The organism is Streptococcus sp. NSJ-72 (genome assembly GCF_014334035.1).
Classification (GTDB): domain Bacteria; phylum Bacillota; class Bacilli; order Lactobacillales; family Streptococcaceae; genus Streptococcus; species Streptococcus constellatus.
Genome location: NZ_CP060489.1, coordinates 1,591,946 through 1,614,681, shown reverse-complemented (window position 1 = coordinate 1,614,681; position 22,736 = coordinate 1,591,946). Strand labels below are relative to the sequence as shown.

The 22,736-nt window shown below is 38.2% G+C and carries 23 protein-coding genes and 2 pseudogenes; 21 read left to right on the top strand and 4 right to left on the bottom strand.

Translation table 11 applies throughout. From position 1 onward, the window contains the following. Positions 1-105: 105 nt before the first annotated feature. The gene (locus H8787_RS07825) at positions 106-957 is read left to right on the top strand and encodes a CPBP family intramembrane glutamic endopeptidase (protein WP_003068543.1); all 852 of its coding nucleotides are present in this window, start codon (positions 106-108) and stop codon (positions 955-957) included. Between the two features lie 17 nt (positions 958-974). On the opposite strand, the gene H8787_RS10290 is transcribed toward H8787_RS07825, so the two are convergent. The 3 genes and pseudogenes from H8787_RS10290 to mnmE all read right to left on the bottom strand — a co-directional run bounded on the left by H8787_RS10290 (position 975) and on the right by mnmE (position 2,927). Then, the gene (locus tag H8787_RS10290) at positions 975-1,133 is read right to left on the bottom strand and encodes a helix-turn-helix domain-containing protein (RefSeq protein ID WP_020997947.1); all 159 of its coding nucleotides are present in this window, start codon (positions 1,131-1,133) and stop codon (positions 975-977) included. A 36-nt stretch (positions 1,134-1,169) separates the two neighbouring features. Then, a pseudogene (locus tag H8787_RS07815) lies at positions 1,170-1,316 on the bottom strand (transposase); the annotation flags it as partial. A 237-nt stretch (positions 1,317-1,553) separates the two neighbouring features. Next, on the bottom strand, positions 1,554-2,927 hold the full coding sequence (gene mnmE / locus H8787_RS07810) for a tRNA uridine-5-carboxymethylaminomethyl(34) synthesis GTPase MnmE (RefSeq protein WP_187328377.1): 1,374 nt from the start codon (positions 2,925-2,927) through the stop codon (positions 1,554-1,556). Between the two features lie 347 nt (positions 2,928-3,274). Here mnmE and rpiA point away from each other — a divergent pair, with 347 nt between their 5' ends. The 4 genes from rpiA (at position 3,275) to H8787_RS07790 (ending at position 6,648) form a co-directional block, all read left to right on the top strand. Continuing rightward, positions 3,275-3,958, top strand: a complete 684-nt coding sequence (rpiA, locus tag H8787_RS07805; protein ID WP_003068551.1) for a ribose-5-phosphate isomerase RpiA — start codon at positions 3,275-3,277, stop codon at positions 3,956-3,958. A gap of 222 nt (positions 3,959-4,180) precedes the next feature. After that, positions 4,181-4,990, top strand: a complete 810-nt coding sequence (locus H8787_RS07800; RefSeq protein ID WP_048800604.1) for a purine-nucleoside phosphorylase — start codon at positions 4,181-4,183, stop codon at positions 4,988-4,990. 192 nt (positions 4,991-5,182) lie between these two features. After that, a complete protein-coding gene (deoD, locus tag H8787_RS07795; RefSeq protein WP_020997945.1) occupies positions 5,183-5,893 on the top strand; it encodes a purine-nucleoside phosphorylase in 711 nt (236 codons plus the stop codon). Beyond that, positions 5,893-6,648: a hypothetical protein gene (locus H8787_RS07790; protein ID WP_048800605.1), complete on the top strand. Its 756-nt coding sequence runs from the start codon at positions 5,893-5,895 to the stop codon at positions 6,646-6,648. The genes deoD and H8787_RS07790 overlap by 1 nt, the downstream gene beginning before the upstream one ends. 61 nt (positions 6,649-6,709) lie before the next feature. Here the strand turns inward: H8787_RS07790 and H8787_RS07785 are convergent, their stop codons facing one another. Next, positions 6,710-8,881, bottom strand: a complete 2,172-nt coding sequence (locus tag H8787_RS07785) for an LTA synthase family protein (RefSeq protein WP_020997944.1) — start codon at positions 8,879-8,881, stop codon at positions 6,710-6,712. Positions 8,882-9,126: 245 nt separating this feature from the next. On the opposite strand from H8787_RS07785, the gene H8787_RS07780 reads away from it, so the two are divergent. From H8787_RS07780 to H8787_RS07710, 16 genes and pseudogenes are all read left to right on the top strand, one after another. Beyond that, the gene (locus H8787_RS07780) at positions 9,127-10,290 is read left to right on the top strand and encodes a class I SAM-dependent rRNA methyltransferase (RefSeq protein WP_187327811.1); all 1,164 of its coding nucleotides are present in this window, start codon (positions 9,127-9,129) and stop codon (positions 10,288-10,290) included. Continuing rightward, the gene (aroD, locus tag H8787_RS07775) at positions 10,287-10,964 is read left to right on the top strand and encodes a type I 3-dehydroquinate dehydratase (protein ID WP_006268264.1); all 678 of its coding nucleotides are present in this window, start codon (positions 10,287-10,289) and stop codon (positions 10,962-10,964) included. The genes H8787_RS07780 and aroD overlap by 4 nt, the downstream gene beginning before the upstream one ends. Further along, a complete protein-coding gene (locus H8787_RS07770) occupies positions 10,954-11,808 on the top strand; it encodes a shikimate dehydrogenase (protein ID WP_187327810.1) in 855 nt (284 codons plus the stop codon). The genes aroD and H8787_RS07770 overlap by 11 nt, the downstream gene beginning before the upstream one ends. A 10-nt stretch (positions 11,809-11,818) precedes the next feature. Beyond that, positions 11,819-12,886 carry a 3-dehydroquinate synthase gene (gene aroB / locus H8787_RS07765; protein WP_187327809.1) on the top strand — a complete coding sequence of 356 codons (1,068 nt, stop codon included), beginning with the start codon at positions 11,819-11,821 and terminating at the stop codon, positions 12,884-12,886. A gap of 33 nt (positions 12,887-12,919) precedes the next feature. Next, positions 12,920-14,086 (top strand): chorismate synthase, encoded by a 1,167-nt coding sequence (gene aroC / locus H8787_RS07760; RefSeq protein ID WP_187327808.1) that lies wholly within the window; start codon positions 12,920-12,922, stop codon positions 14,084-14,086. Then, positions 14,086-14,922 (top strand): sulfite exporter TauE/SafE family protein, encoded by an 837-nt coding sequence (locus tag H8787_RS07755; protein ID WP_003068574.1) that lies wholly within the window; start codon positions 14,086-14,088, stop codon positions 14,920-14,922. Before aroC ends, H8787_RS07755 begins: the two co-directional genes overlap by 1 nt. Next, on the top strand, positions 14,919-15,299 hold the full coding sequence (locus tag H8787_RS07750) for a DUF1634 domain-containing protein (RefSeq protein WP_003068576.1): 381 nt from the start codon (positions 14,919-14,921) through the stop codon (positions 15,297-15,299). Before H8787_RS07755 ends, H8787_RS07750 begins: the two co-directional genes overlap by 4 nt. Before the next feature lie 10 nt (positions 15,300-15,309). Beyond that, positions 15,310-16,416, top strand: coding sequence for a prephenate dehydrogenase (locus tag H8787_RS07745; protein WP_003068578.1), 1,107 nt, complete (start codon positions 15,310-15,312; stop codon positions 16,414-16,416). Between the two features lie 11 nt (positions 16,417-16,427). After that, the gene (locus tag H8787_RS07740) at positions 16,428-16,766 is read left to right on the top strand and encodes a YlbF/YmcA family competence regulator (RefSeq protein WP_187327807.1); all 339 of its coding nucleotides are present in this window, start codon (positions 16,428-16,430) and stop codon (positions 16,764-16,766) included. A gap of 171 nt (positions 16,767-16,937) precedes the next feature. Beyond that, positions 16,938-17,104: pseudogene (locus H8787_RS10155) on the top strand (L-lactate dehydrogenase); the annotation flags it as partial. 111 nt (positions 17,105-17,215) lie between these two features. Further along, positions 17,216-18,499 (top strand): 3-phosphoshikimate 1-carboxyvinyltransferase, encoded by a 1,284-nt coding sequence (aroA, locus tag H8787_RS07735; protein ID WP_187327806.1) that lies wholly within the window; start codon positions 17,216-17,218, stop codon positions 18,497-18,499. Then, positions 18,492-18,968 carry a shikimate kinase gene (locus H8787_RS07730; RefSeq protein WP_003073063.1) on the top strand — a complete coding sequence of 159 codons (477 nt, stop codon included), beginning with the start codon at positions 18,492-18,494 and terminating at the stop codon, positions 18,966-18,968. The genes aroA and H8787_RS07730 overlap by 8 nt, the downstream gene beginning before the upstream one ends. Further along, entirely contained in the window at positions 18,965-19,798 is an 834-nt protein-coding gene (gene pheA, locus H8787_RS07725; RefSeq protein ID WP_187327805.1) for a prephenate dehydratase, read from the top strand. The genes H8787_RS07730 and pheA overlap by 4 nt, the downstream gene beginning before the upstream one ends. 12 nt (positions 19,799-19,810) lie before the next feature. Further along, positions 19,811-21,145, top strand: a complete 1,335-nt coding sequence (locus H8787_RS07720) for an LCP family protein (protein ID WP_187327804.1) — start codon at positions 19,811-19,813, stop codon at positions 21,143-21,145. 73 nt (positions 21,146-21,218) lie between these two features. Then, complete coding sequence (gene rlmD / locus H8787_RS07715; protein ID WP_187327803.1) at positions 21,219-22,580, top strand: 23S rRNA (uracil(1939)-C(5))-methyltransferase RlmD; 1,362 nt, start codon at positions 21,219-21,221, stop codon at positions 22,578-22,580. Continuing rightward, positions 22,577-22,735 (top strand): hypothetical protein, encoded by a 159-nt coding sequence (locus H8787_RS07710; protein ID WP_003042651.1) that lies wholly within the window; start codon positions 22,577-22,579, stop codon positions 22,733-22,735. The genes rlmD and H8787_RS07710 overlap by 4 nt, the downstream gene beginning before the upstream one ends. The last annotated feature ends 1 nt before the right edge of the window (position 22,736 follow it).

Below are 22,736 nucleotides of genomic sequence, written 5' to 3'. Positions count from 1 at the left end.
AAACATAACAATTTAATAACGATTGCTATATTTTATTGTGAATATTGGTACAGTCAATTAGTTTGTATTGCAGTAGTATGTATAATTAAGAAAAGGTAAATTTACATGGGAAAATTAGAGCTTAATAGCACAATGCTTGAATTGAAAAAGTCAGAGGGAGCAGGTTTTAAGACATTTGCACTTTGCTATCTGCTTTATATTGCTGTAATGGTTATTTTTCAGATTATATTCAGAGGCAGTCAACAAATCGTAGGAGTTCTTGCTGGCTACTTCGCTGCAATGCCCGTTTGTGTGGGCTTTATGGTTAAGGTCGGTAAAAGGAGCTTTGCATCTCTGGGAATGAGTAAAGAAAAGTTTTTACTCAGATATTGTGCCGGCTGGCTTGTCTCTCTTGTTATGCTGGCAATTGTGTGGGGGATTAATATTCTGCTTGGCGGGGTGAGCTTTCAGTTCAATAAGAACTTCAACATAACAGTCTTCTTAATGTTGCTTGCCGGATTTGTAGTTCAGGGCTTTATGGAAGAGTTTTTGCTTAGAAGCCTGTTGTTTACTCAGATTGCTGTAAAGTGGGGCATGGCTGCGGGTATAATTTCCAATTCGATAATATTTGGACTCGGACACATCAGTAATTCAGGTGCTTCCGCGATCAGCCTAATCAATACCGTTCTAATCGGAACATTTGCAAGCCTTATATTCTACTATTATGACAATGTATGGCTGGTGAGCGGATTTCATTCGGGATGGAATTTCATATTGGGACCAGTTTTCGGCATTATAGTGAGTGGCTTTGCACAGCCTACAAGCGTACTTCTCACTGAGGCGGACATGAATCAGACCATATTGAACGGAGGCAGATACGGCTTTGAAGCGGGATTGCCCGTGACTGTTATATCTATTTTGCTGATAGTGATTTACTGGGTTAAAATTATACGCAAGCCAAAGGCTGTACCGGGATAATACACATAAACTGCCACTTATCGGGATTTTATTTTCTCTGAGGAGTTCTTAAATTCATTGGGTGACATCCCAAATTCTTTTCTAAATGTACGGTAAAAACCAGAATAGTCGCCAAAGCCACATTCTGCATAAGCTGTTGTTATGTCTTTGCCGGAGGCAATCGAAGCCTTACACAAATAGGCTCTTTGTCAACTGTAGTGGGTGACGAAAAGTTACAACCTGGAGAGGACCAAATTGGTTCTCTCCTTTTTGATATTTAAAGCGATGAGAATTCTAGTTTTAAAGTTTTCAAAGTTTCGGAAGCCAAAAGCGTTGCGCTTGATAACCTTGATAAGGTTGTTAGTAGCTTCTAGCTTAGCGATGATTTCTTTATGTGTACCAGCATCTAGATAATCCAAAATAGTAATATTAGGGTCTTTCATTCCGAGTAAGGTTGTGATAAAATTTAATTGTTCCATAAGAGCCTTTCTAATGATGGTTTTGTCGCTTTTCATTATAGGTCTTATGGGACTTTTTTATGAACACAATAAAAAACTCTATGACTTCTACAGAAAAAATCATAGAGTTTGATTGTTTTCAACTGAATTTATCTTTTGTTATTTTCCCAAGCAAAATTGGCTGAAAAGCTGAGTAATGAGTTCATCAGGAGCTGCATCCCCTGTGATTTCGCCGAGGATTCTCCACGTCTGAGTTAGATCGACTTGAACTAAGTCTACCGGCATTCCCAAATCTAGTCCCTCATTAACAGCATGAAGACTTTCGATGGCCTTTTCGATTAGAGAGATATGACGAGAGTTCGAGAGATAAGTAGCGTCTTGTTCTGCAATGCCAGCATTTTCAAAGAAAAGTTGATTGATTCGTTCTTCAATTTTATCAATATTTTGATTTTGAAGAGCCGAAATCTTGATAAAATCATCTGGGAGTTGAGTAGTTTCAATCTTTTCGTCCAAGTCTGTCTTATTAAGTAGCAAGATACGATTGGTGTTTTGGCTGATTTCTAAAAGTTTATGGTCTTGTTCTGTTAAGGGCTCGTTTGCATTTAGCACAAGAAGTACAAGATCAGCATCTTTGAGAGCTTTTTTGGATCGCTCTACTCCGATTTGTTCGACAATATCATCTGTATCACGGATACCAGCAGTATCAATCAATTTTAATGGCACGCCATTAATGTTGACATATTCTTCAATGACGTCACGAGTGGTACCAGCTATATCTGTCACAATAGCCTTATCCTCACATAAAAGATTGTTGAGTAGGCTAGATTTGCCAACATTAGGGCGGCCGATAATAGCGGTAGAAATTCCTTCACGTAGAATCTTACCTCGGCGTGCTGTTTTTAAAAGTTGAGTTAAAAGTTCTTCAAAGTCAGCCGTTTTTTCACACAGAAGTTTGGTCGTCATTTCCTCAACATCATCATATTCTGGATAGTCAATATTGACTTCAACTTGAGCCAGCGTGTTAAGTATTTCTTGACGTATATTATTGATGAGATCGGATAGAGACCCATCTAATTGCTTGACGGCAATATTCATAGCTTTATCCGTTTTTGCTCTGATAATGTCCATGATCGCTTCAGCTTGTGTCAAATCTAAACGTCCATTGAGAAAGGCTCGCTTGGTAAATTCACCAGGATCTGCCATTCTGGCTCCTTCTCGAATAGCTAATTGAAGGATTCCGTTAGTCACAGCAATCCCTCCGTGAGTGTTAATCTCAATCACATCTTCGCGTGTGAATGTTTTGGGAGAACGCATCGCTCCAATCATGACCTCATCTAGCACTTGGTTTGAATGAGGGTCTATAATGTGACCGTAGTTAAGTGTGTGGCTGGCAACCTTGCTTAAATCTTTTCCTTTAAAGATTTTTTGAGCAATGGCAAAGCTCTCTGTTCCACTCAGTCGAACAATACCGATAGCTCCTTCACCAAGAGGAGTAGAGATAGCAGCAATCGTATCAAATTCTTTGGTAATCATCATTTATTCCTTATATAATGTATTCAAATGTACTCTCTATTCATTGTAACGCAAAACAATGCTTGTCGCAAGATTTTCACATGCTATTTTTAGTCAAGAGAGCTCTTCATCATTTTTTCAACAAGATAAACTAAATAAAAAAGATTATTCGGTTATTCATTTGAAATATCAAATTATAATAGAAAAAAATTAAGGATTTTTAACATTTTATCATAAAGAAAAAAGGAATATTCGGCTTTTAGAATTTTTGGTAAAAAATAATAATTTTACAAGAAAGTGGTTTCATTTTTTGTGCTAAAGTTGCTAAATCATGGTATACTAGAAGCAGATTGATTAAAGGAGTAAAAATGGAAAACCTCAAAAAAATGGCAGGAATCAAAGCTGCAGAATATGTGAAAGATGGAATGGTAGTTGGTTTAGGCACTGGTTCGACTGCCTATTATTTTGTAGAAGAAATTGGCCGCCGTATCAAGGAAGAACAGTTAAATATTACTGCTGTCACTACTTCAAGTGAGACAAGTGAACAAGCTCGAAATTTGGGAATTCCATTGAAAGCGATTGATGAAGTAGCAGAAGTGGACGTGACAGTTGACGGAGCTGATGAAGTGGACGTTGACTTTAATGGTATCAAAGGTGGCGGTGGCGCCCTGCTTATGGAAAAGGTTGTTGCAACTCCAACAAAGACCTACATTTGGGTAGTGGATGAAAGTAAAATGGTTCATGAATTAGGTGCGTTCAAATTACCGGTAGAAGTGGTGCAATATGGTGCAGAACAGCTTTTTCGTCGCTTTGAACATGCAGGCTACAAACCATCATTTCGTGAAAAAGATGGCAAGCGCTATGTCACTGATATGCAGAATTTTATCATCGATCTTGACTTAGGTGTGATTGAAAATCCAGTTGAATTTGGGCGAGAATTAGATCATGTAGTCGGTGTTGTGGAACATGGACTCTTTAATCAAATGGTGGATATGGTCATTGTTGCTGGAAAAAATGGCGTGCAAATTTTAAAATCAACTAAAGCAAAATAAAAAGGAGAGTAAAATTTTATGTCACATGGAATTATCTTCATGTCGTTGTCATGGATTCAGACTGAATTTGTACTACATTAAATGCTGATTTTTATGAAAGTAAAAATGTTAGAGTATATAAATAAGTTGTTCTAACAAATGTCACAAATAGCTTAATATTTCACTACCCTTACAGACAAAATGCTAAAAGGGAAATAAATGATAAGAGTGAGGAGAAATGATATGAATTTAATGGATAAAATTAACGAAACAGCACAGTTTTTAAAAGACAAAGGAATTACTGTACCAGCATTTGGCTTGATTCTCGGATCTGGTTTGGGAGAATTAGCTGGTGAGATTGAAAATGCTGTCAGTATTGACTATGCGGATATTCCCAATTGGGGTCGCTCAACAGTGGTGGGGCATGCCGGTAAATTGGTCTATGGTGATTTAGCAGGTCGGAAAGTATTAGCTTTGCAAGGACGATTCCATTTTTATGAAGGAAATCCGATGGAAGTGGTGACATTCCCTGTTCGTGTGATGAGAGCACTAGGCTGTGAAGGTGTCATTGTCACAAATGCTGCCGGAGGGGTTGAATATGGTCCTGGCACTTTAATGGCTATTTCAGATCATATCAATTTAACTGGACAAAATCCTTTAATTGGAGCGAATTTGGATGAATTTGGACCACGCTTCCCAGATATGTCTGATGCTTATACAAAAGTTTATCGTGAAAAAGCGCATGCTGTAGCCGAAAAATTAGGTGTTGACTTGAAAGAAGGAGTTTATCTGGGTGTTACCGGTCCAACCTATGAAACGCCAGCTGAAATCCGCGCTTTCCAAACCTTAGGAGCTAGCGCTGTCGGTATGTCAACTGTTCCAGAAGTAATTGTGGCAGCCCACTCAGGCTTGAAAGTATTGGGAATTTCTGCTATCACCAATTTTGCAGCTGGTTTCCAAAGCGAGCTAAACCATGAAGAAGTGGTGGAAGTGACTGAACGAATCAAAGAAGACTTCAAAGGACTTGTAAAAGCAATCCTTGCAGAATTGTAAAAATAACTAAAATTTAGAAGAAAAGGAGAGTGGAGCTTGCTTTATTTTCGCTTTTCTATAATCAATTAAAAATCAATTAAAACGAAAGGAATAAAACCTGTACAAAATCCATTCTGAAAAGAAAAAGTTTTTAAGAAATTGATAACTTTGATTGTTTTTGATTCAGATTTTTACGGGTTTGGTATCTTAATTATGTCAATCCATATTGCAGCAAAACCAGGCGAAATCGCTGATAAAATTTTACTACCTGGAGATCCACTTCGTGCTAAATTTATTGCCGAAAATTTCTTAGAAGATGCTGTGTGCTTCAATGAAGTTCGCAACATGTTTGGTTATACAGGGACTTATAAAGGTCATCGTGTTAGTGTGATGGGAACTGGAATGGGAATTCCGTCCATTTCTATCTATGCGCATGAATTGATTGTGAACTATGGTGTGAAACGTTTAATTCGTGTAGGAACTGCTGGTTCGTTGAATAAAGATGTTCATGTACGTGAATTGGTGTTGGCGCAAGCAGCAGCGACAAATTCAAATATCATTCGTAATGATTGGCCTCAATATGATTTTCCGCAAATTGCAAGTTTTCATCTGTTGGATAAGGCTTATCATATTGCTAAGGGATTTGGTATGACAACGCATGTTGGAAATGTCCTATCGTCAGATGTTTTCTATTCAAACTATGGTGAAAAAAATATCGAACTTGGTAAAATGGGGGTTCTGGCTGTGGAAATGGAAGCGGCAGCTCTTTATTATTTAGCTGCTCAATATAATGTTGAAGCACTCGGTATTATGACTATTTCAGATAGCTTGGTGAATCCAGATGAAGATACAACAGCAGAAGAACGACAAACGACTTTCACAGATATGATGAAAGTCGGCTTAGAAACGATTATTTCAGAGTGATGCTTGGAAATTTAGATCTAAAAGAAGAGATAGTGTATGCTATTTCTCGCTATGATTATGCTCATGCCTATAAATTAGCTCAAAGATTGAACGATGCAGGATCAAAGCTAATTGAACTTTTGTATATTATGGCAGAACGGAGAGAGTTAAATATCCGCCCTGCTATGGAATGTCAGTTGGAAATTAGAAATGATTTTCAACTTTTTTGTCATGAGTCTGAGGAAGATGAGCAATTAGCAAATTATCTCTATGATTTAGAAGCGAAGCTTAAAAATGAACAAGTGATTGATTTTATTCGTGCCGTTAGTCCAGCTATTTATCGGATTTTTATGCGTTTGATCAAGATGGAAATTCCTGATATTGAATCTTATATTCATAATTCTCGAGAAGCGAGTTACGATCGTTGGAATTTTGAAAAGATGAAAAATACAGGGCACCCCATTTTGAGCACTTTTCATGCCGAAAGCACTGTTCATTCTTCCAGTCTAGCCAGTTTGATTTTGCTACTGGATTTGTCAGAGCAAGTCAAGATAATGGTCAAAGAGTTGCGAAAGTTGGAGAAATCTGTTCGAAATCCTTTGGCACATTTGATTAAGCATTTTGATGAAGAAGAATTGTACTCCACTACCGGGTTTTCTTCTCAATTTTTTATGGAAATATTGATTTTGCTAGCACAAGCAACTGGTATCACTTATGATAAAGAGCAGTTTTATTTTGATCGTGTTAATCAAGTCATCAAAACGTTGCTTGATTAAATGTTTCATTCCATTATAAAATCCCATACAAGCCATTAAATTTCTTGTATGGGATTTTTAATTATTTAGATGAAGAGCTTGATTCTTCTGTCGATGAGGAAGAACTGTTACTACTCGTTGATTCAAATTGTTCCGGATGAAGAGCTCGATAACTTGGTGAATTGAACAAATCAACAGTTGAATTTCCACCGCGTTTGCTATAAAGACTTGTAGATTCGGTGTCTTTTTTCTTCTCAATGGACAATAATGATTTAAGTGAATTAGTGTAAGAATAGTCTTTAGGATTCACTTTTCCTAAATTATTTCCTTTGTAGAAGCGAAGCAAGTCTCCTGTTTGAATCAAGTCACTCATCTTCAACTGTTCATTGGTTGTGTTGCGAATTTTTTCAAGTTCCGCTTTGGTTGTTTCATCAGGATTGGTAATTTCTTGCCCTGTTTCAGTATAGTAAGTACGTCCACTGTAGCTTGTATACTTAGGAGTCACGAAATAATTTGATGAACGAAAGGCAACAGTTTGTTGATGTTTGGGTGACAATAAGTCTTGTCCAACTTGTAAGTATTGTTTGGAGTCAATACCGAGCAAATGTTCCAAAGTAGGTAAGAGGTCAATCTGTCCTCCGTAAGTATTGACAATTTTTCCTTTTGTCATTCCAGGAATCACTACCATGTAAGGAACTCTTTGGAGCATCGCATTGTCATAGCTAGACCAAGTTTCAGAGTTTTTGCCAAGTAGTGGTGCAAGTGATGGATTGCGAGAATTTGAAATACCGTAGTGATCTCCATATAGTACGATAATGGAATTTTCGTAAAGTCCAGACGCTTTCAAATAATCAAAGAATGATTTAACCGCAGAATCCAGATAATTTGCTGTTGCAAAATAGCCGTTAATGGTTTCATCTTTTGTTGTCGCAAGCGGGAAGCCAGTCTCATCACCAATCAAACTAGTAGTGTAAGGATAGTGATTAGAAACGGTGATATATTTTGCATAGAAAGGTTGTTGCAAATGTTCAAGATATTTAATGGAATCTTTGAACATAATCTTATCATTCAGACCATATTGGAAAGAGTTGGTCTTATTTTGTTTGGAGAAATAAGCTGCATCAAAGAAATAATTATATCCCCATTGTTTGTAGGTGGTATTTCGATTCCAGAAGCTACCAGCATTTCCATGGAAAACAGCACTAGAATTATAACCGTTTTTTGAAAGGATGTATGGAGCAGCTTGCTGCGTGTTTGTGCCGCCATAGTTTACCATGTAAGAACCTTGATTGAGACCGAATAAACCAGTTTCTAGCATAGTTTCGGCATCAGAAGTCTTCCCGGCTTTGACTTGATTAAAGATATTGGAGAAGGATAAAGTTGAATTTGAATGGTAAAGTGAGTTAAGGAAAGGTGTTACTTCATATTCTTTACCCTCAGATTTCAATTTATAATCAATCAGGAATTGTTGGAAACTTTCTAAGTGAAGGTAGATGACATTTCTTCCTTTAGCAATACCATAATATTCTTTATTTGGCTCCGCATAGTGTGACTTGACATATTCTTCAACAGGCTTCAAATCATTTGCACTTGCTTTGGAGCGTTCTTTATTGGCACTATATGTTTGATTGGCGCTATACCCAAGAAAAGCAGGTAGGCCCAATGCACGGACAACATAATAATTTGAAAAACCGCGCGTTAACAATTCAGGTCGGTCAATTTCTGCCAAAAAGAGGTTGGCAGAAAAGAGCATACTAGATAGTGCGGTAATGGCAAAGCTAGCTCGCTTATTAAAAGAACGGTCATCCAATCGAATCCATTTTTTATAAAAAAGAAAACCTAAAATTGGAAAATCAATGATGTAAATCAAATCACTCACTCTAAATAATTCAAGCGCAGCTTCTCCTAGACCAGCAGAAACACTGCTTGAAGCCAGCATAGTATTGACAGTGACAAAATCACTAAACTCTCGATAATAGATGGAGTTTGAAATGAGCCAAACAAACAATAAAGTGTAAAGAGAAAAGGCTAGAATATAAAAAATCTTGGTTTTCTTAATGTAAAGCGCTAGCCCAATTAATAACAACCCTAATGGGATAGGATTGATCATAGCGAGAAAGACTTGATATGCACCTTGAATATCAAGATTAAAATCAACAGAATAGGCCCACATGGTTTTAAGCCAATAAAGAGTCAGTAAGGTCAAGACAAAACCTAGTCTTGTACTCATGAAGTTGAGTATCTTCCTAGTCATATTTTTCACAAATTGTACTTCCTTGTCTTATTTCCTAAAATTTTCACTATTAAGTATAACATATTTTCGTTTTAAGTAGGTAATTTAAAATGTCGCATTTGCTTTTATCAGATAAAAAACAGAGTAGAACTTTTATAGACTGAAAATAAATAGAAGTTTTACAAATCACCATTTTCTTGCAATCATTTTGTAATAAGCAGTACATTTTTTTGAGAAAATTCATAACATTTGATATAATAGAGTTTATGAAACAGCTTACGATTCCTTCTTACACCGAAAAAAAGATAAAAAAAGGACAATTTGTTTTAGAAAAACAAGATTTCCCTTCTCTTCCTTTTCATGATCAAGCCGTAGAATTGGCAAATACAAAAGGACAATTTATAGGCATCGGATACTTATCGGAGCAAAACAAAGGGATTGGGTGGTTTATTTCACATAAGAAAGTAACTTTAGATGTCTCGTTTTTCTGTCAGCTATTCCAATGTGCTAAAGAAAAACGACAAGTTTATCAACAATCTGAAGAGACGACAGCTTACCGTCTTTTTAACCAAGAAGGAGATGGATTTGGCGGTTTTACAATAGATTTGTATCAAGACTATGCTGTCTTTTCTTGGTATAATCTCTTTGTTTACGAAATGAAAGAGACCGTTGTTCAAGCGTTTCAACACGTTTTCCCAGAAGTTGCAGGAGCGTATGAGAAAATTCGTTTCAAAGGGTTGAATGTTGAATCCGCTCATGTTTATGGGCAAGAAGCACCAACATTTTTCCCAATTTTGGAAAATGGTGTTCGGTATCAAGTCTTTCTAAACGATGGCTTGATGACAGGAATTTTCCTTGACCAGCATGAGGTTCGTGGTAGCCTGGCAAATGGTCTAGCAACTGGCAAGTCTCTATTAAATATGTTTTCTTACACGGCAGCTTTTTCGGTTGCGGCAGCCATGGGAGGAGCAAGTCAGACGACCTCTGTCGATTTAGCAAAACGGAGTCGTGAGCTATCTGAAGCACATTTTAAAGAGAATGGTTTGGATCTGAGTCATCATACATTTTTTGTGATGGATGCGTTTGACTACTTTAAATATGCAAAGCGACATGGTCTGACCTATGATGTGATTGTTTTAGACCCGCCGAGTTTTGCAAGAAATAAAAAACAAACTTTTTCAGTGGCTAAGGACTATCATAAGTTGATTGCTCAGTCTTTAGAAATTTTAAATCCTCACGGAATGATTATTGCTAGTACGAATGCCGCAAATATTTCACGTAGTAAGTTTAAAAAAGAAATTGAAAAAGGTTTTGCAGGAAGCAAGCACCGTTATCTGAAAGAATACGGTTTGCCAGCAGATTTTACTTATAATAAGAAAGATGAAAGAAGTAATTACCTCAAGGTATTTACCATTAAGGTGGACAAATGAAATTAGTCGTATCAGTGATGCCTAAAAATTTAGAAGAAGCGCAAAATATTGATAGTTTGCGCTATAATGACGCGGATATTATTGAATGGCGCGCTGATTTTTTAGCAAAAGATGATATTCTGACTGTTGCGCCTGCTATTTTTGAAAAATTTGCTGGTCGTGAATTGATTTTCACTCTGAGAACAATTGGGGAGGGTGGAAAGATTGAATTGACGGATGATGAATATATTTCTATCATTAAGGAAGTTTCAACAATATATCAACCTGATTATATTGATTTTGAATATTTTTCTCATAAAGATAGATTTGAGGAAATGTTGGATTTTCCAAATCTTGTTTTGAGTTATCACAATTTTGAAGAAACGCCTGAAAATATGATGGAAATTTTATCCGAATTGACCAGTTTGACTCCAAAAGTAGTAAAAGTTTCTGTTATGGCGCATAGTGAGCAAGATGTACTGGATTTGATGAACTATACGCGTGGCTTTAAAACATTGAATCCAGATCAGGATTTTGTGACGATTTCTATGGGACAAATTGGAAAAATTTCACGAATAACAGCGGATTTGACAGGCTCAAGCTGGTCTTTTGCTAGTTTAGATGAGTCTAGTGCTCTAGGGCAAATTTCTCTTGCTAATATGAAACAAATTCAGGAGATTTTGAATGAAAATTGACGGCTATACTCGTTTAGCGGCAGTTGTTGCCAATCCAATCAAACATAGTATTTCTCCTTTTATTCATAATGCAGCGTTTGAGCAAGCGGGCGTTAATGGAGTTTATCTAGCTTGGGAGATTTCAAAAGATGATTTGAAAGCAACTGTTGAAAATATTCGCCGCTATAATATGTTTGGAATTAATTTGTCCATGCCCTATAAACAGGCTGTGATTCCTTTTTTAGATGAGCTCACGCCGGCTGCACAGATGATAGGGGCAGTGAATACTGTCGTAAATCAAAACGGGAAATTAATTGGTTATAATACAGATGGTAAGGGATTTTTTATGAGCTTGCCATCTTTTGTCATCAAAGGCAAAAAAATGCTTATACTTGGGGCTGGTGGAGCTGCAACAGCTATTATTGTGCAGGCTGTTTTAGAAGGTGTTGATGAGATTTTTGTGTTTACGAGGAAAACTTCTTTTGAGCGTGTTTTACAGCAAATGAAGCAAATTCAGCAGGCAGCTAGCACGAAAATTTCAGTGTTACCATTAGAACAAAGAGAACTATTGCAAGAAAAGCTTAATGCTTCCGCTTTGTTGGTCAATGGGACCAGTCTAGGGATGGATGAAAAGACATCACCAGTCCCCGACACTATTCGTTTATCAAAATCACTCCTTGTGGCGGATGTGATTTATCAGCCATTTGAAACACCATTTTTAAAATGGGCAAAAAAACAAAATGTGCAAGTTGTTAATGGCTTAGGTATGCTACTGTATCAAGCTGCAGAAGCATTTAAATTGTGGACAGGAAAAGATATGCCAACTAAGGAAATTTGGCAGGCATTGGAACAGAAGTACAATTAAGGAGTTGCCTATGAAATTAAATGTGAACCTCCCCAATCATCCTTACGATATTATCATTGAAAAGGGGATTTTAGCAAAGGCTGGAGAATGGCTGGCAAGTTTATGGTCAGCTCAAAAGCTTGTTGTTATCACTGATAATCATGTGGCAAGTCTATATGCCGAAACAGTCAAACGTAGTTTAGAGCTTGCAGGTTTTGAAGTATTTGTGTTTAATTTTCTGGAAGGTGAAGCCAGTAAAAATTTAACAACAGTTACTAACGTTTATGAATTTTTAGCAAAAGTTGGATTGACCCGTAGCGATGGTATTGTAGCCTTAGGAGGTGGCGTGGTTGGTGATTTAGCTGGTTTTGCAGCTTCAACTTATATGCGGGGTGTTCATTTTGTACAGATACCGACTAGTTTGACTGCTCAAGTAGATTCTTCAATCGGTGGGAAAACGGGTGTCAATACACCGTGGGCAAAGAACATGGTGGGAACTTTTACTCAGCCGGACGGAGTTCTGATCGATCCAGATGTTTTAAAAACTTTGGGACAACGGGAGCTGATTGAAGGTATGGGAGAGATTATCAAGTATGGTTTGATTGAAGATGTAGAGTTGTGGAAGGAACTGGCTGATATGGACGGTAGTCCAGAGTCTATTTTAGAGCACGCAGAAAGTATCATTTATCATTCTTGCAATGTCAAACGCAAATTAGTAGTAGAAGATGAACTTGATAATGGAGTGCGTCTTTATCTAAATTTTGGGCATACTATTGGTCATGCAGTAGAAGCGACTGCAGGTTATGGAAAAGTCATGCATGGAGAAGCTGTTTCTATTGGAATGGTCCAGGTTGCGCGCGTGGCAGAAAAAGAAAAACTAATGCCTAAGGGAATAACCACAGAGATTGAGAAGATGTGTTGTAAGTTTGGTCTCCCGACTGATTACCAACCTTGGCGTCAGGAAGAACTCTATCAAGCTTTACTTCATGATAAGAAAACTAGAGGAAAGATGATTAAATTGGTTCTTGTTCCAAAATTGGGCACGGCAACCATTTATCAGATTCCTTTAGAAGAAATGAAGGCTTATTTAGAAAAATAAGAGCTTAGTGTATATAAAATATGAGGTAACTAAATGAGATATTTAACTGCTGGGGAGTCACATGGATCGTGTTTAACAGCTATCATTGAGGGAGTACCAGCTGGACTTCCTCTTACGACAGATTACATCAATTTAGAACTCAAACGCCGTCAGGGTGGATACGGTCGTGGAGCTCGCATGAAGATAGAGAGCGATAAAGTGGAAATTACTTCTGGTGTTCGTCACGGGCGAACCATGGGCGGTCCGATTACACTCAATGTGATAAATCTGGATCATCAAAAATGGTTGGACATTATGAATGTGGCAGATGTAGATGACCAAAAAAAAGAACTGCGTAAGATAACCAAGCCTCGCCCGGGTCATGCAGATCTGGTTGGAGGTATGAAGTACCGTTTTGATGATTTGCGCAATTCTTTGGAGCGATCTTCTGCACGTGAAACGACCATGCGGGTTGCAGTAGGAGCTGTTGCTAAGCGACTCTTAGAAGAAATTGGAGTTGAAGTAGCCAGTCATATTGTAAGTTTTGGTGGTATTGATGTTGAAATTCCGGAAAATTTGACCATTTCTGAAATCAAGAAACGTGCTCGTCAATCAGAAGTTTCGATTGTCAACCCAGAACGGGAAGAGGAAATCAGAGCCTATATTGATCAGATAAAGAAAGATGGCGATACTATTGGCGGAATTGTTGAAACCATTGTTGGTGGTGTGCCAGTTGGACTAGGTTCTTATGTTCAGTGGGATAGAAAATTAGATGCTAAAATTGCTCAAGGAGTAGTTTCTATTAATGCATTTAAAGGTGTGGAATTTGGGGTTGGTTTTGAAGCAGGGCGGCTTAAGGGCAGTCAGGTTATGGATGAAATACTCTGGTCTAAAGAGGATGGCTTTACTCGTCGTACCAATAATCTTGGTGGTTTTGAGGGTGGCATGACTAACGGGGAGCCTATCATAGTACGCGGAGTGATGAAGCCGATACCAACTCTCTATAAACCACTTATGAGTGTTGATATTGAAACACACGAACCTTACAAGGCAACAGTAGAACGGAGTGATCCAACTGCTTTGCCAGCTGCTGGTGTAGTAATGGAAGCTGTTGTTGCCACAGTACTTGCAACGGAGATCTTGGAGAAATTTTCTTCGGATAACCTAGACGAATTAAAAGAAGCAGTTCAACAATACCGTGATTATGTGAAAGGTTTTTAATGCTTACTTATATTTGTACCATGTTACTCGTAGGACTGTTTGCGGGGATTTTGGGGGCTTTATTAGGACTTGGAGGCGGAATTGTTATCACGCCTGTACTCACTCTCTTATTTGGAGTAGACATTAAGTATGCGGTAGGAGCCTCTATTATTGCAGTTTTAGCAACTAGTTCAGGCTCTGCTATTGCTTATCTTAAAGATGATATGCTCAATCTACGGATTGCTATGTTTTTAGAAATTTTTACAACTTTAGGCGCCTTTGTAGGTGCGGTGTTATCAGTGATAACAGATTCACAGTTTCTTTTTTTACTTTATGGAGCTCTTATGCTCTTTCAAGCATTTAATATGTACCAGAAAATTCGTTCTAAAAAAGAAGAGCATTTACCTAGTCAAAATGATGCTATTGCTGAAAAACTGAATCTCAGTGGGGAATATTTTGATAAAGGCTTAAATCGGACGATTAAATACCAAGTAGCTAATGTTCCAGGTGGTTCCGTTGTTATGTTTTTTGCAGGCGTTATGTCGGCTCTCTTAGGCATTGGCGCAGGTGCCTTTAAAGTCTTGGCTATGGATACGGTGATGAAAATGCCTTTAAAAGCTAGTTCAGCAACCGCTAATTTTATGATGGGAGTTACAGGAACTGCTTCAGCCATCTTTTATCTTTTTGTAGGACAAATCAATCCGGTATTAGTGACACCAATCGCCTTAGGTGTTCTAGTCGGCTCTTTTATCGGAAGCCGCATCATGCCATATGTGCCTGTAAAAGTTTTGCGATGGATTTTTCTTGTTGCTTTGTTAGCTCTTGGTATGCAAATGTTTATACGAGGTATGAAATGACAGATAAGATGCGAGAAGAAAAAGAGCAGCTGGATTTGGTAATGGGGAAAATTCTTCGCATAGGAATTTTACTGTCCCTTCTTTTTATGTTCCTTGGTCTGATTTTTTACTTTTTTAGTGGGCAGCAGGTGATTTCTTTAGGGAATTTAGAACAGTTTAATCCAGTTGACTACGTGAAGAGCCATTCCATTTTTGATGCAGTAACGTTTATGTTACTAGGATCTTTTATGCTTATTTTGACACCAATTTTTCGAGTGATTTCGACATTTATCATTTTTTTGAAAACAAAAGATAAAATGTATATGATTTTCACAGCGATTGTTATGATTATTATTTTGGTGTCGATTGTTCTAGGGTTTATCATTGAACCAAAGTAAAGGAGTGAGCATGGAAAAGAAAGTTATTTACATTGCAGGTCTTGGTTTGATTGGATCATCAATCGCACTTGGAATTCGACGTGGTCATCCAAACTATATCATATTAGGCTATAATCGTGGAGAAGAGTCAAGAAAGATCGCCCTTGAAAAAGGCATAGTGGATAAAGTGACCAACCAGTTTGCTGAATTTGCTTCTCTGGCAGATGTGATTATTCTTGCTATCCCTATCAAGCAAACGATTGAGTTTATTCAGCAATTGGCAATACTAGATTTAAAAAAAGCTGTCATTGTCTCAGATGCTGGCTCTACTAAAGCTGAAATTGTGGCTGCTGCTGAAGAAGCCCTAAGGGAGAAAGATATCCGATTTGTAGGTGCTCATCCGATGGCTGGTAGCCATAAAACGGGGGCTCGTGCAGCAGATGTGAATCTGTTTGAAAATGCCTATTATATTTTTACTCCGTCTCATTTGACGAAAGATGGCACGATAGAGGAAATGAAAGATCTCTTATCGGGTTTGCATGCTCGGTTTATTGAGATTGATGCCAAAGAGCATGATGATGTAACTAGCCAAATTAGTCATTTTCCGCATATTCTAGCTTCGAGTCTTATGGATCAAGCAGCTGCATATACTCAACAGCACGAAATGACACAACATTTCGCTGCTGGAGGCTTTCGTGATATGACACGGATTGCAGAGAGTGAGCCAAGCATGTGGACTTCGATTTTGTTGACCAATCCAGATGCTATTTTAGAGAGAATAGAGGATTTTAAGAAGCGATTAGATATTATTTCAAGTGCTATTCAGAATAAAAATGAAGATCTAATTTGGAAATTTTTTCAACATGGGCGACAGGTCCGAAAAGCTATGGAAATTCATAAACGAGCTGGTGTGGATAGCTTTTATGACATTTTCATCAATGTTCCTGATGAAGAAGACGCTATTTTAGGTATCCTAGAACTTCTAAGAGGAACGTCCATTGTTAACATTCACATCAACGAAGAAAATCGTGAAGACATTAACGGAATTCTCCAAATCACCTTTAAAAATCGTGAAGATTTGGAAAAATCTGCTAAAATAATAAGAGAAAAGACACATTATCCAGTCTTTTTAGATTAAGGAGGAAGACTATGTCAAATATTTATGATTTAGCAAATGAACTTAGCCGTACTCTGCGTGACCTTCCTGAGTACAAAGCTGTTGTCGAAAGTAAAAAAGCAGTAGATGCTGATAGTGAAGCGAAAGCTCTTTTAAAGGATTATCTAGCTTTTCAACAAGAATTGCAAGCGATGGCACAATCAGGTCAAATGCCCACGCAAGAAGTACAAGATAAGATGAAATCCTTTGGGGAAAAAATTCAAGTAAATCCTGCTCTGACTGAATTTTTCAACAAACAACAGCAATTATCTATTTACTTGGCGGACATTGAACGTATCATTTTTGATCCAGTTCAAGAATTGCTAAGATAAAAAATATACACAGGTTGGCTGATTCAAATTTTGAATCAGCTTTTTTGGATAAGAAGAAACTTTGTAAAACAAGTGTCTTCCAGAAATATGTGAATTTTCTGCATGTTTTTGGAAAATGCTTGTTTTTTAATGATTTCTGAGTATAATGAATTATATCTACTGGACAAATTTTCAGTATATTATCAACTATTAGACACCTATTTGAGATATCCAGCCATTGTAGGACGTGAGGGAATTCTGGAACAAGTTCAACTTAACTTAACAGAAGAAGAAAATGAAAATTAGCTCGTTCTGCACCATTCATCAAGCAAAAATTTTTAGAAAGTTTATCGTCTTAAGAGGTTGAGGGAAAGTGGAATCTGAAGAAATGAAGTCATCTCCCACTCACTTTTGTTTCCCTCCTTTTTTTATGGTACAATATGTAAAAAGGATCAGGTATGAGGTTTTCTATGCAATTACGAACAAAGGCAAGTGGGTTAGCAGGGTGCATTCATGTGCCAGGGGATAAGTCTATTAGTCATCGCTCAATTATATTTGGTAGTTTAGCTAAAGGAGTCACAACGATTCATGATATTTTGCGAGGGGAAGATGTTCTATCCACCATGCAAGTCTTTCGCGATTTAGGTGTTCAGATTGACGATGATGGCAATGTAGTAACGATTCACGGGGTGGGTTTTGCTGGCCTTAAAGCTCCGACAAATACACTGAACATGGGAAATTCTGGTACTTCCATTCGCTTGATTTCGGGCGTACTGGCTGGACAGGATTTTGCAGCAACAATGGTTGGCGATGATAGCTTATCGAAACGTCCTATGGATCGTGTAACAATTCCTCTCCGTCAAATGGGAGTCCAAATCGCCGGGCAAACCAATCGTGATCTGCCGCCGCTTACGATTCATGGAAATAAGACCTTACAACCAATTCATTATACATTACCTGTGGCTTCTGCTCAGGTTAAGTCTGCTTTGATATTTGCTGCTTTGCAAGCTCGAGGTGAGTCCGTCATTCTTGAAAAAGAGATGACCCGCAACCATACAGAAGATATGATTGAGCAGTTCGGTGGTCAGATTTTTATCAATGGTAAGGAAATTCGTATTCAGGGTGGACAAGAGTTTATAGGACAGAATGTTGTAATACCAGGAGATATTTCTAGTGCAGCTTTCTGGTTGGTGGCAGGACTTATTATTCCAAATTCTAAGATTATTTTGAAAAATGTTGGAATCAATGAAACGCGGACTGGCATTTTGGATGTCATTCAAGCAATGGGTGGGAAGTTAAGTGTGGCGGATGTAGACAATATTGCTAAGTCTGCAACTATGACGGTGGAAACATCTGAATTAGTTGGCATAGAAATTAGTGGAGAAATTATCCCACGCTTGATTGATGAATTGCCCATCATTGCACTTTTAGCTACTCAAGCTAAGGGGCAAACGGTCATTCGTGATGCAGAGGAACTAAAAGTAAAAGAAACAGACCGTATTCAAGTTGTGGCAGATACACTAAATAGCATGGGAGCCGATATTACTCCGACAGAAGATGGCATGATCATCAAAGGGAAAAGCCCTCTTCATGGTGCTAAAGTGAATACATTTGGCGATCATCGAATTGGTATGATGGCAGCTATTGCAGCTCTTTTGGTAAACGACGATCAAGCAGAACTGGAACGAGCCGAAGCTATCAATACGAGTTATCCGAATTTCTTTCATGATTTGGAGGATTTACTTCATGCCTAAAATTTTGATTGGTTTCATGGGGGCTGGAAAATCAACAATTGCGAGCTTGTTAGATGAGAATTTTATTGATATGGATGAGTCTTTGTCAGAAAAACTAGAGATGCCGATTAAAGAATATTTTGAGCGGTATGGTGAAGAAGCTTTTCGACAAAGAGAAAGTGAATTATTAAAAGAATTGCTGCAGTCAGAACAAGTCATCTCAACCGGTGGCGGAATCGTAAGCAGTATTCAAAATCGCAAATTATTAAAACAAAATCCTGAAAACATTTATTTGAAAACAGATTTTGAGACACTCTACCAGCGCCTTGAAGAAGATCAGAAACACCAGCGCCCGCTTTATTTGAACAATAGCAAAGCTGATTTAAAAAGTCTTTTTAATCAACGTCAGGCTTGGTATGAAGAAGTAGCTACAAAAGTTATTGATGTGACTACTTTGACACCGAAACAAATTGTGGAGGTGTTGCAATGAAAATTGGATTTTTAGGTCCGAAAGGGTCTTTTTCTCACCATGTGGCACAAGAAGCCTTTCCAGCAGATACTTTAGTTGCTTTTGAAAATATCACAGAAGTTGTAAAGGCTTATGAGATAGGTGAAGTAGATTATTCTGTGGTGCCGGTTGAAAATTCAATTGAAGGCAGTGTCCATGAAACATTGGATTATCTTTTTCATCAGGCTGCCATTCATGCTGTGGCGGAAGTTGTGCAACCGATACAACAACAGCTATTGGTCACAGCAACTGATAAGCCAGTAGAAACAATCTTTTCTCATCCGCAGGCAATTGCGCAAGGCAAAAAATATATCCGTCAGCATTATCCACAAGCTAAAATCGAAATAACAGCTAGCACAGCTTATGCAGCCCGTTTTGTGGCTCAACATCCTGAAGAAAATTATGCAGCCATTGCTCCTAAAACTGCAGCCAGTGAATATGATTTGCAGATTATTGCAGAAGATATTCAAGAAATGGATGAGAATTTCACTCGTTTTTGGTTGCTTGGACAGTCAATCTCGGATTTGCCATTGTATCCGAAGGAAAAGAAAATGACGCTTGCTTTAACTTTGCCAGATAATCTACCTGGTGCTTTATACAAAGCCCTTGCAACTTTTGCATGGCGGGGAATTGATTTGACAAAGATTGAAAGCCGTCCATTGAAGACAGCCTTGGGAGAATATTTTTTCATTGTGGATATCAATAATGAAAAAGCGAATTTGGTATCATTTGCGATAAAAGAGTTAGAAACAATTGGTATTACTTATAAAATTTTAGGAAATTATACTGTTTATACCATTTCAGAAAAGTAGATTGGAGAAATCATGGGTAAAAAATCTGATAATCTCAGCCACCATGAGCAGTTGAGACTGGACTATCTTTACAAAAATATCCATTATTTAAATGAACGCGAGAAAAAAGAGTATCAATATCTTCTTAGCAAGCAAGAAGGAAACCAAACAATAGAGCCAGCTCGAGCAGTGAGAAGTAACTTTTCTGACCAACAGGTTCCTGAGAATTTTGGCTATACTGAACAAGGATTACCTCAATATCCAGAAAGAAGTCGCCGTAGTAAACGATCTAAAATTGAGCGCATACCAAACTATACAACCGAAAATGTAGAAAATCTGCCCAAGCCTAAAAAGGAAAAACGACATAGAAAATTACGTGTGAAGCGGATTCTAGGTTGGTTAGCACTTTTTGTGGTGTTGATTATTGGAGGGATGCTTTTTATGTTTATAAAAGGCTTGAACACCTCTAAAAGCAATCCAAATGCAAAAGCTGCTCAAACAGAGATTTTTCATGGGAAAGATACAAAAGACGGCGTGAATATACTTATTTTGGGTACAGATGGACGGATTGGGCAATCTTCTTCTGAAACGCGGACAGATTCGATCATGGTCTTAAATGTCGGTGGAAAAAATAAAAAAATGAAACTCGTCAGTTTCATGAGGGACACGCTCGTTCACATTGATGAAGTCAGCCAAGGATCGGGTTATGATCAAAAGTTAAATGTAGCGTATGCCATTGGAGAGCAAAATAAGAATCAAGGCGCTGAATTAGTACGCCAAGTGTTAAAAGACAACTTTGATATTGACATTAAATATTATGCCTTGGTTGATTTTTCGACCTTTGCAACAGCGATTGATACACTTTTTCCAAATGGTGTTGAAATGAATGCGAACTTTTCAACTATCAATGGCGAAAAAGTGAGTGAAGTTCAGGTGCCGGATGATCTTAATATGAAAGACGGCGTGGTTCCAGAGCAGACGATTAAGGTTGGCAAACAACGAATGGACGGTCGTACGCTTTTGAATTATGCGCGTTTCCGTAAAGATGATGAGGGAGATTTTGGACGTACACGTCGCCAGCAAGAGGTGATGAGTGCGATTATTCAGCAAATAAAAGACCCAACGAAACTGTTTACAGGATCTGAAGCACTTGGAAAAGTCTTTGCGTTAACTTCGACAAATATTCCCTATAGCTTTTTACTAACACATGGCTTATCTTCTCTTACCAATGCTCGTAATGGTGTTGAAAAGATGACTATTCCTAAAAATGGTGATTGGATAGATGCTTATGATATGTATGGTGGTCAAGGCTTGCTTGTTGATTTTGAAGCTTATAAGACTAAATTATCAAAACTTGGACTCAGATAATGATATAATAGAAAGTGATAATTTTGTCGCTTTCTTTTTTTGGGAAATGGCAGAGCAGATAGAAAGAGAAAATATGTTAAAAAAGAATGATGTGATAGAAGTTGAAATTGTAGATTTGAGTCATGATGGTGCAGGAATAGCTAAGGCAGAAGGGTTGGTTTTCTTTGTAGAAAATGCCTTACCAAGTGAAAAAATCCTTATGCGGGTTCTCAAGGTCAATAAAAAAATCGGCTTTGGTAAAGTAGAGGAATTTCTTCGCACTTCAGACCAGCGTAATGAGAATCTTGATATGGCTTATCTGCGTACGGGAATTGCGGACTTGGGACATCTGAGCTATCCATCCCAGCTGGCCTTCAAACGCAAGCAAGTCAAAGACAGTCTCTATAAGATTGCTGGTTTGTCCAATGTTGAAGTGTCGCCGACACTTGGTATGGAGCAGCCGCTGGGCTACCGCAATAAGGCTCAAGTGCCTGTCCGCCGTGTCAATGGCCAGCTGGAAACAGGATTTTTCCGCAAAAATTCCCATGACCTCCTTCCGATTGAAGATTTCTATATTCAGGATCCAGTCATTGACCAAGTTATCCTCTTTACACGTGACTTGCTCCGTCGCTTTGACCTTAAACCTTACAATGAGCAGGAAAAGACTGGTCTCATTCGCAATCTAGTTGTTCGCCGTGGCCATTATTCTGGTGAAATCATGGTGATTTTGGTGACAACCAGGTCCAAGATTTTCCGAGTGGAGCAGCTGATTGAGCGTTTGGTAGAGGCCTTTCCAGCTATCGAGTCCATCATGCAGAATATCAATGATCAGAATACCAATACTATTTTTGGAAAAGACTGGCAAACGCTTCACGGTCGAGACTATATCACAGACCGCATGCTGAATAATGACTTCCAGATTGCTGCGCCAGCCTTTTACCAAGTTAATACTGAGATGGCAGAAAAACTTTATCAGACAGCTATTGACTTTTCCGAGCTGGCAGCAGATGATGTGGTGCTTGACGCTTACTCAGGCATCGGGACTATCGGTCTGTCAGTTGCTAAGCAGGTCAAGCAGGTCTATGGTGTAGAAGTGATTCCAGAAGCTGTCGAAAATAGCCAAAAGAATGCAGAAATCAACGGCATTACTAATACCCATTATGTTTGTGATTCAGCAGAAAATGCTATGGCTAACTGGAGTAAGCAAGACATCAAGCCAGACGTTATTCTGGTTGACCCACCACGAAAAGGCTTGACAGAAAGCTTCATCGAATCCAGTGTTAGTATGGAACCAAAGAAAATTATCTACATATCCTGCAACCCAGCAACCATGGCGCGTGACATCAAGCTCTACCAAGAACTGGGTTATAAACTGAAGAAAGTCCAGCCGGTTGACTTATTTCCTCAAACGCATCATGTGGAGTGCATAGCGTTGATACAAAGAGTGAAATCGTGAAAATCCTGCATTTTAAGCAGTTTTACAAGCATTATGTATTTGTAGAAGATGGCGAAGGTGGACGAAAAAAAGTCCTAAAAAATTATATAGATGTGAATGTTTGCATTGATATGGTGTGTGGAGATACAAAGTATGAATTGGGAAGTGAGGAATAAG

Bases quoted from the DNA above. Each gene is read 5' to 3' on its own strand.
- H8787_RS07770 (WP_187327810.1), top strand. From the start codon at position 10,954: ATGAAAATTGACGGCTATACTCGTTTAGCGGCAGTTGTTGCCAATCCA.
- mnmE (WP_187328377.1), bottom strand. From the start codon at position 2,927: ATGATTACCAAAGAATTTGATACGATTGCTGCTATCTCTACTCCTCTT.
- deoD (WP_020997945.1), top strand. From the start codon at position 5,183: ATGTCAATCCATATTGCAGCAAAACCAGGCGAAATCGCTGATAAAATT.
- H8787_RS07745 (WP_003068578.1), top strand. From the start codon at position 15,310: ATGGAAAAGAAAGTTATTTACATTGCAGGTCTTGGTTTGATTGGATCA.
- aroD (WP_006268264.1), top strand. From the start codon at position 10,287: ATGAAATTAGTCGTATCAGTGATGCCTAAAAATTTAGAAGAAGCGCAA.
- H8787_RS07740 (WP_187327807.1), top strand. From the start codon at position 16,428: ATGTCAAATATTTATGATTTAGCAAATGAACTTAGCCGTACTCTGCGT.
- H8787_RS07755 (WP_003068574.1), top strand. From the start codon at position 14,086: ATGCTTACTTATATTTGTACCATGTTACTCGTAGGACTGTTTGCGGGG.
- H8787_RS07730 (WP_003073063.1), top strand. From the start codon at position 18,492: ATGCCTAAAATTTTGATTGGTTTCATGGGGGCTGGAAAATCAACAATT.
- rlmD (WP_187327803.1), top strand. From the start codon at position 21,219: ATGTTAAAAAAGAATGATGTGATAGAAGTTGAAATTGTAGATTTGAGT.
- aroB (WP_187327809.1), top strand. From the start codon at position 11,819: ATGAAATTAAATGTGAACCTCCCCAATCATCCTTACGATATTATCATT.
- aroA (WP_187327806.1), top strand. From the start codon at position 17,216: ATGCAATTACGAACAAAGGCAAGTGGGTTAGCAGGGTGCATTCATGTG.
- H8787_RS07720 (WP_187327804.1), top strand. From the start codon at position 19,811: ATGGGTAAAAAATCTGATAATCTCAGCCACCATGAGCAGTTGAGACTG.
- pheA (WP_187327805.1), top strand. From the start codon at position 18,965: ATGAAAATTGGATTTTTAGGTCCGAAAGGGTCTTTTTCTCACCATGTG.
- aroC (WP_187327808.1), top strand. From the start codon at position 12,920: ATGAGATATTTAACTGCTGGGGAGTCACATGGATCGTGTTTAACAGCT.
- H8787_RS07780 (WP_187327811.1), top strand. From the start codon at position 9,127: ATGAAACAGCTTACGATTCCTTCTTACACCGAAAAAAAGATAAAAAAA.
- H8787_RS07825 (WP_003068543.1), top strand. From the start codon at position 106: ATGGGAAAATTAGAGCTTAATAGCACAATGCTTGAATTGAAAAAGTCA.
- H8787_RS07750 (WP_003068576.1), top strand. From the start codon at position 14,919: ATGACAGATAAGATGCGAGAAGAAAAAGAGCAGCTGGATTTGGTAATG.
- H8787_RS07790 (WP_048800605.1), top strand. From the start codon at position 5,893: ATGCTTGGAAATTTAGATCTAAAAGAAGAGATAGTGTATGCTATTTCT.
- H8787_RS07785 (WP_020997944.1), bottom strand. From the start codon at position 8,881: ATGACTAGGAAGATACTCAACTTCATGAGTACAAGACTAGGTTTTGTC.
- H8787_RS07800 (WP_048800604.1), top strand. From the start codon at position 4,181: ATGAATTTAATGGATAAAATTAACGAAACAGCACAGTTTTTAAAAGAC.
- rpiA (WP_003068551.1), top strand. From the start codon at position 3,275: ATGGAAAACCTCAAAAAAATGGCAGGAATCAAAGCTGCAGAATATGTG.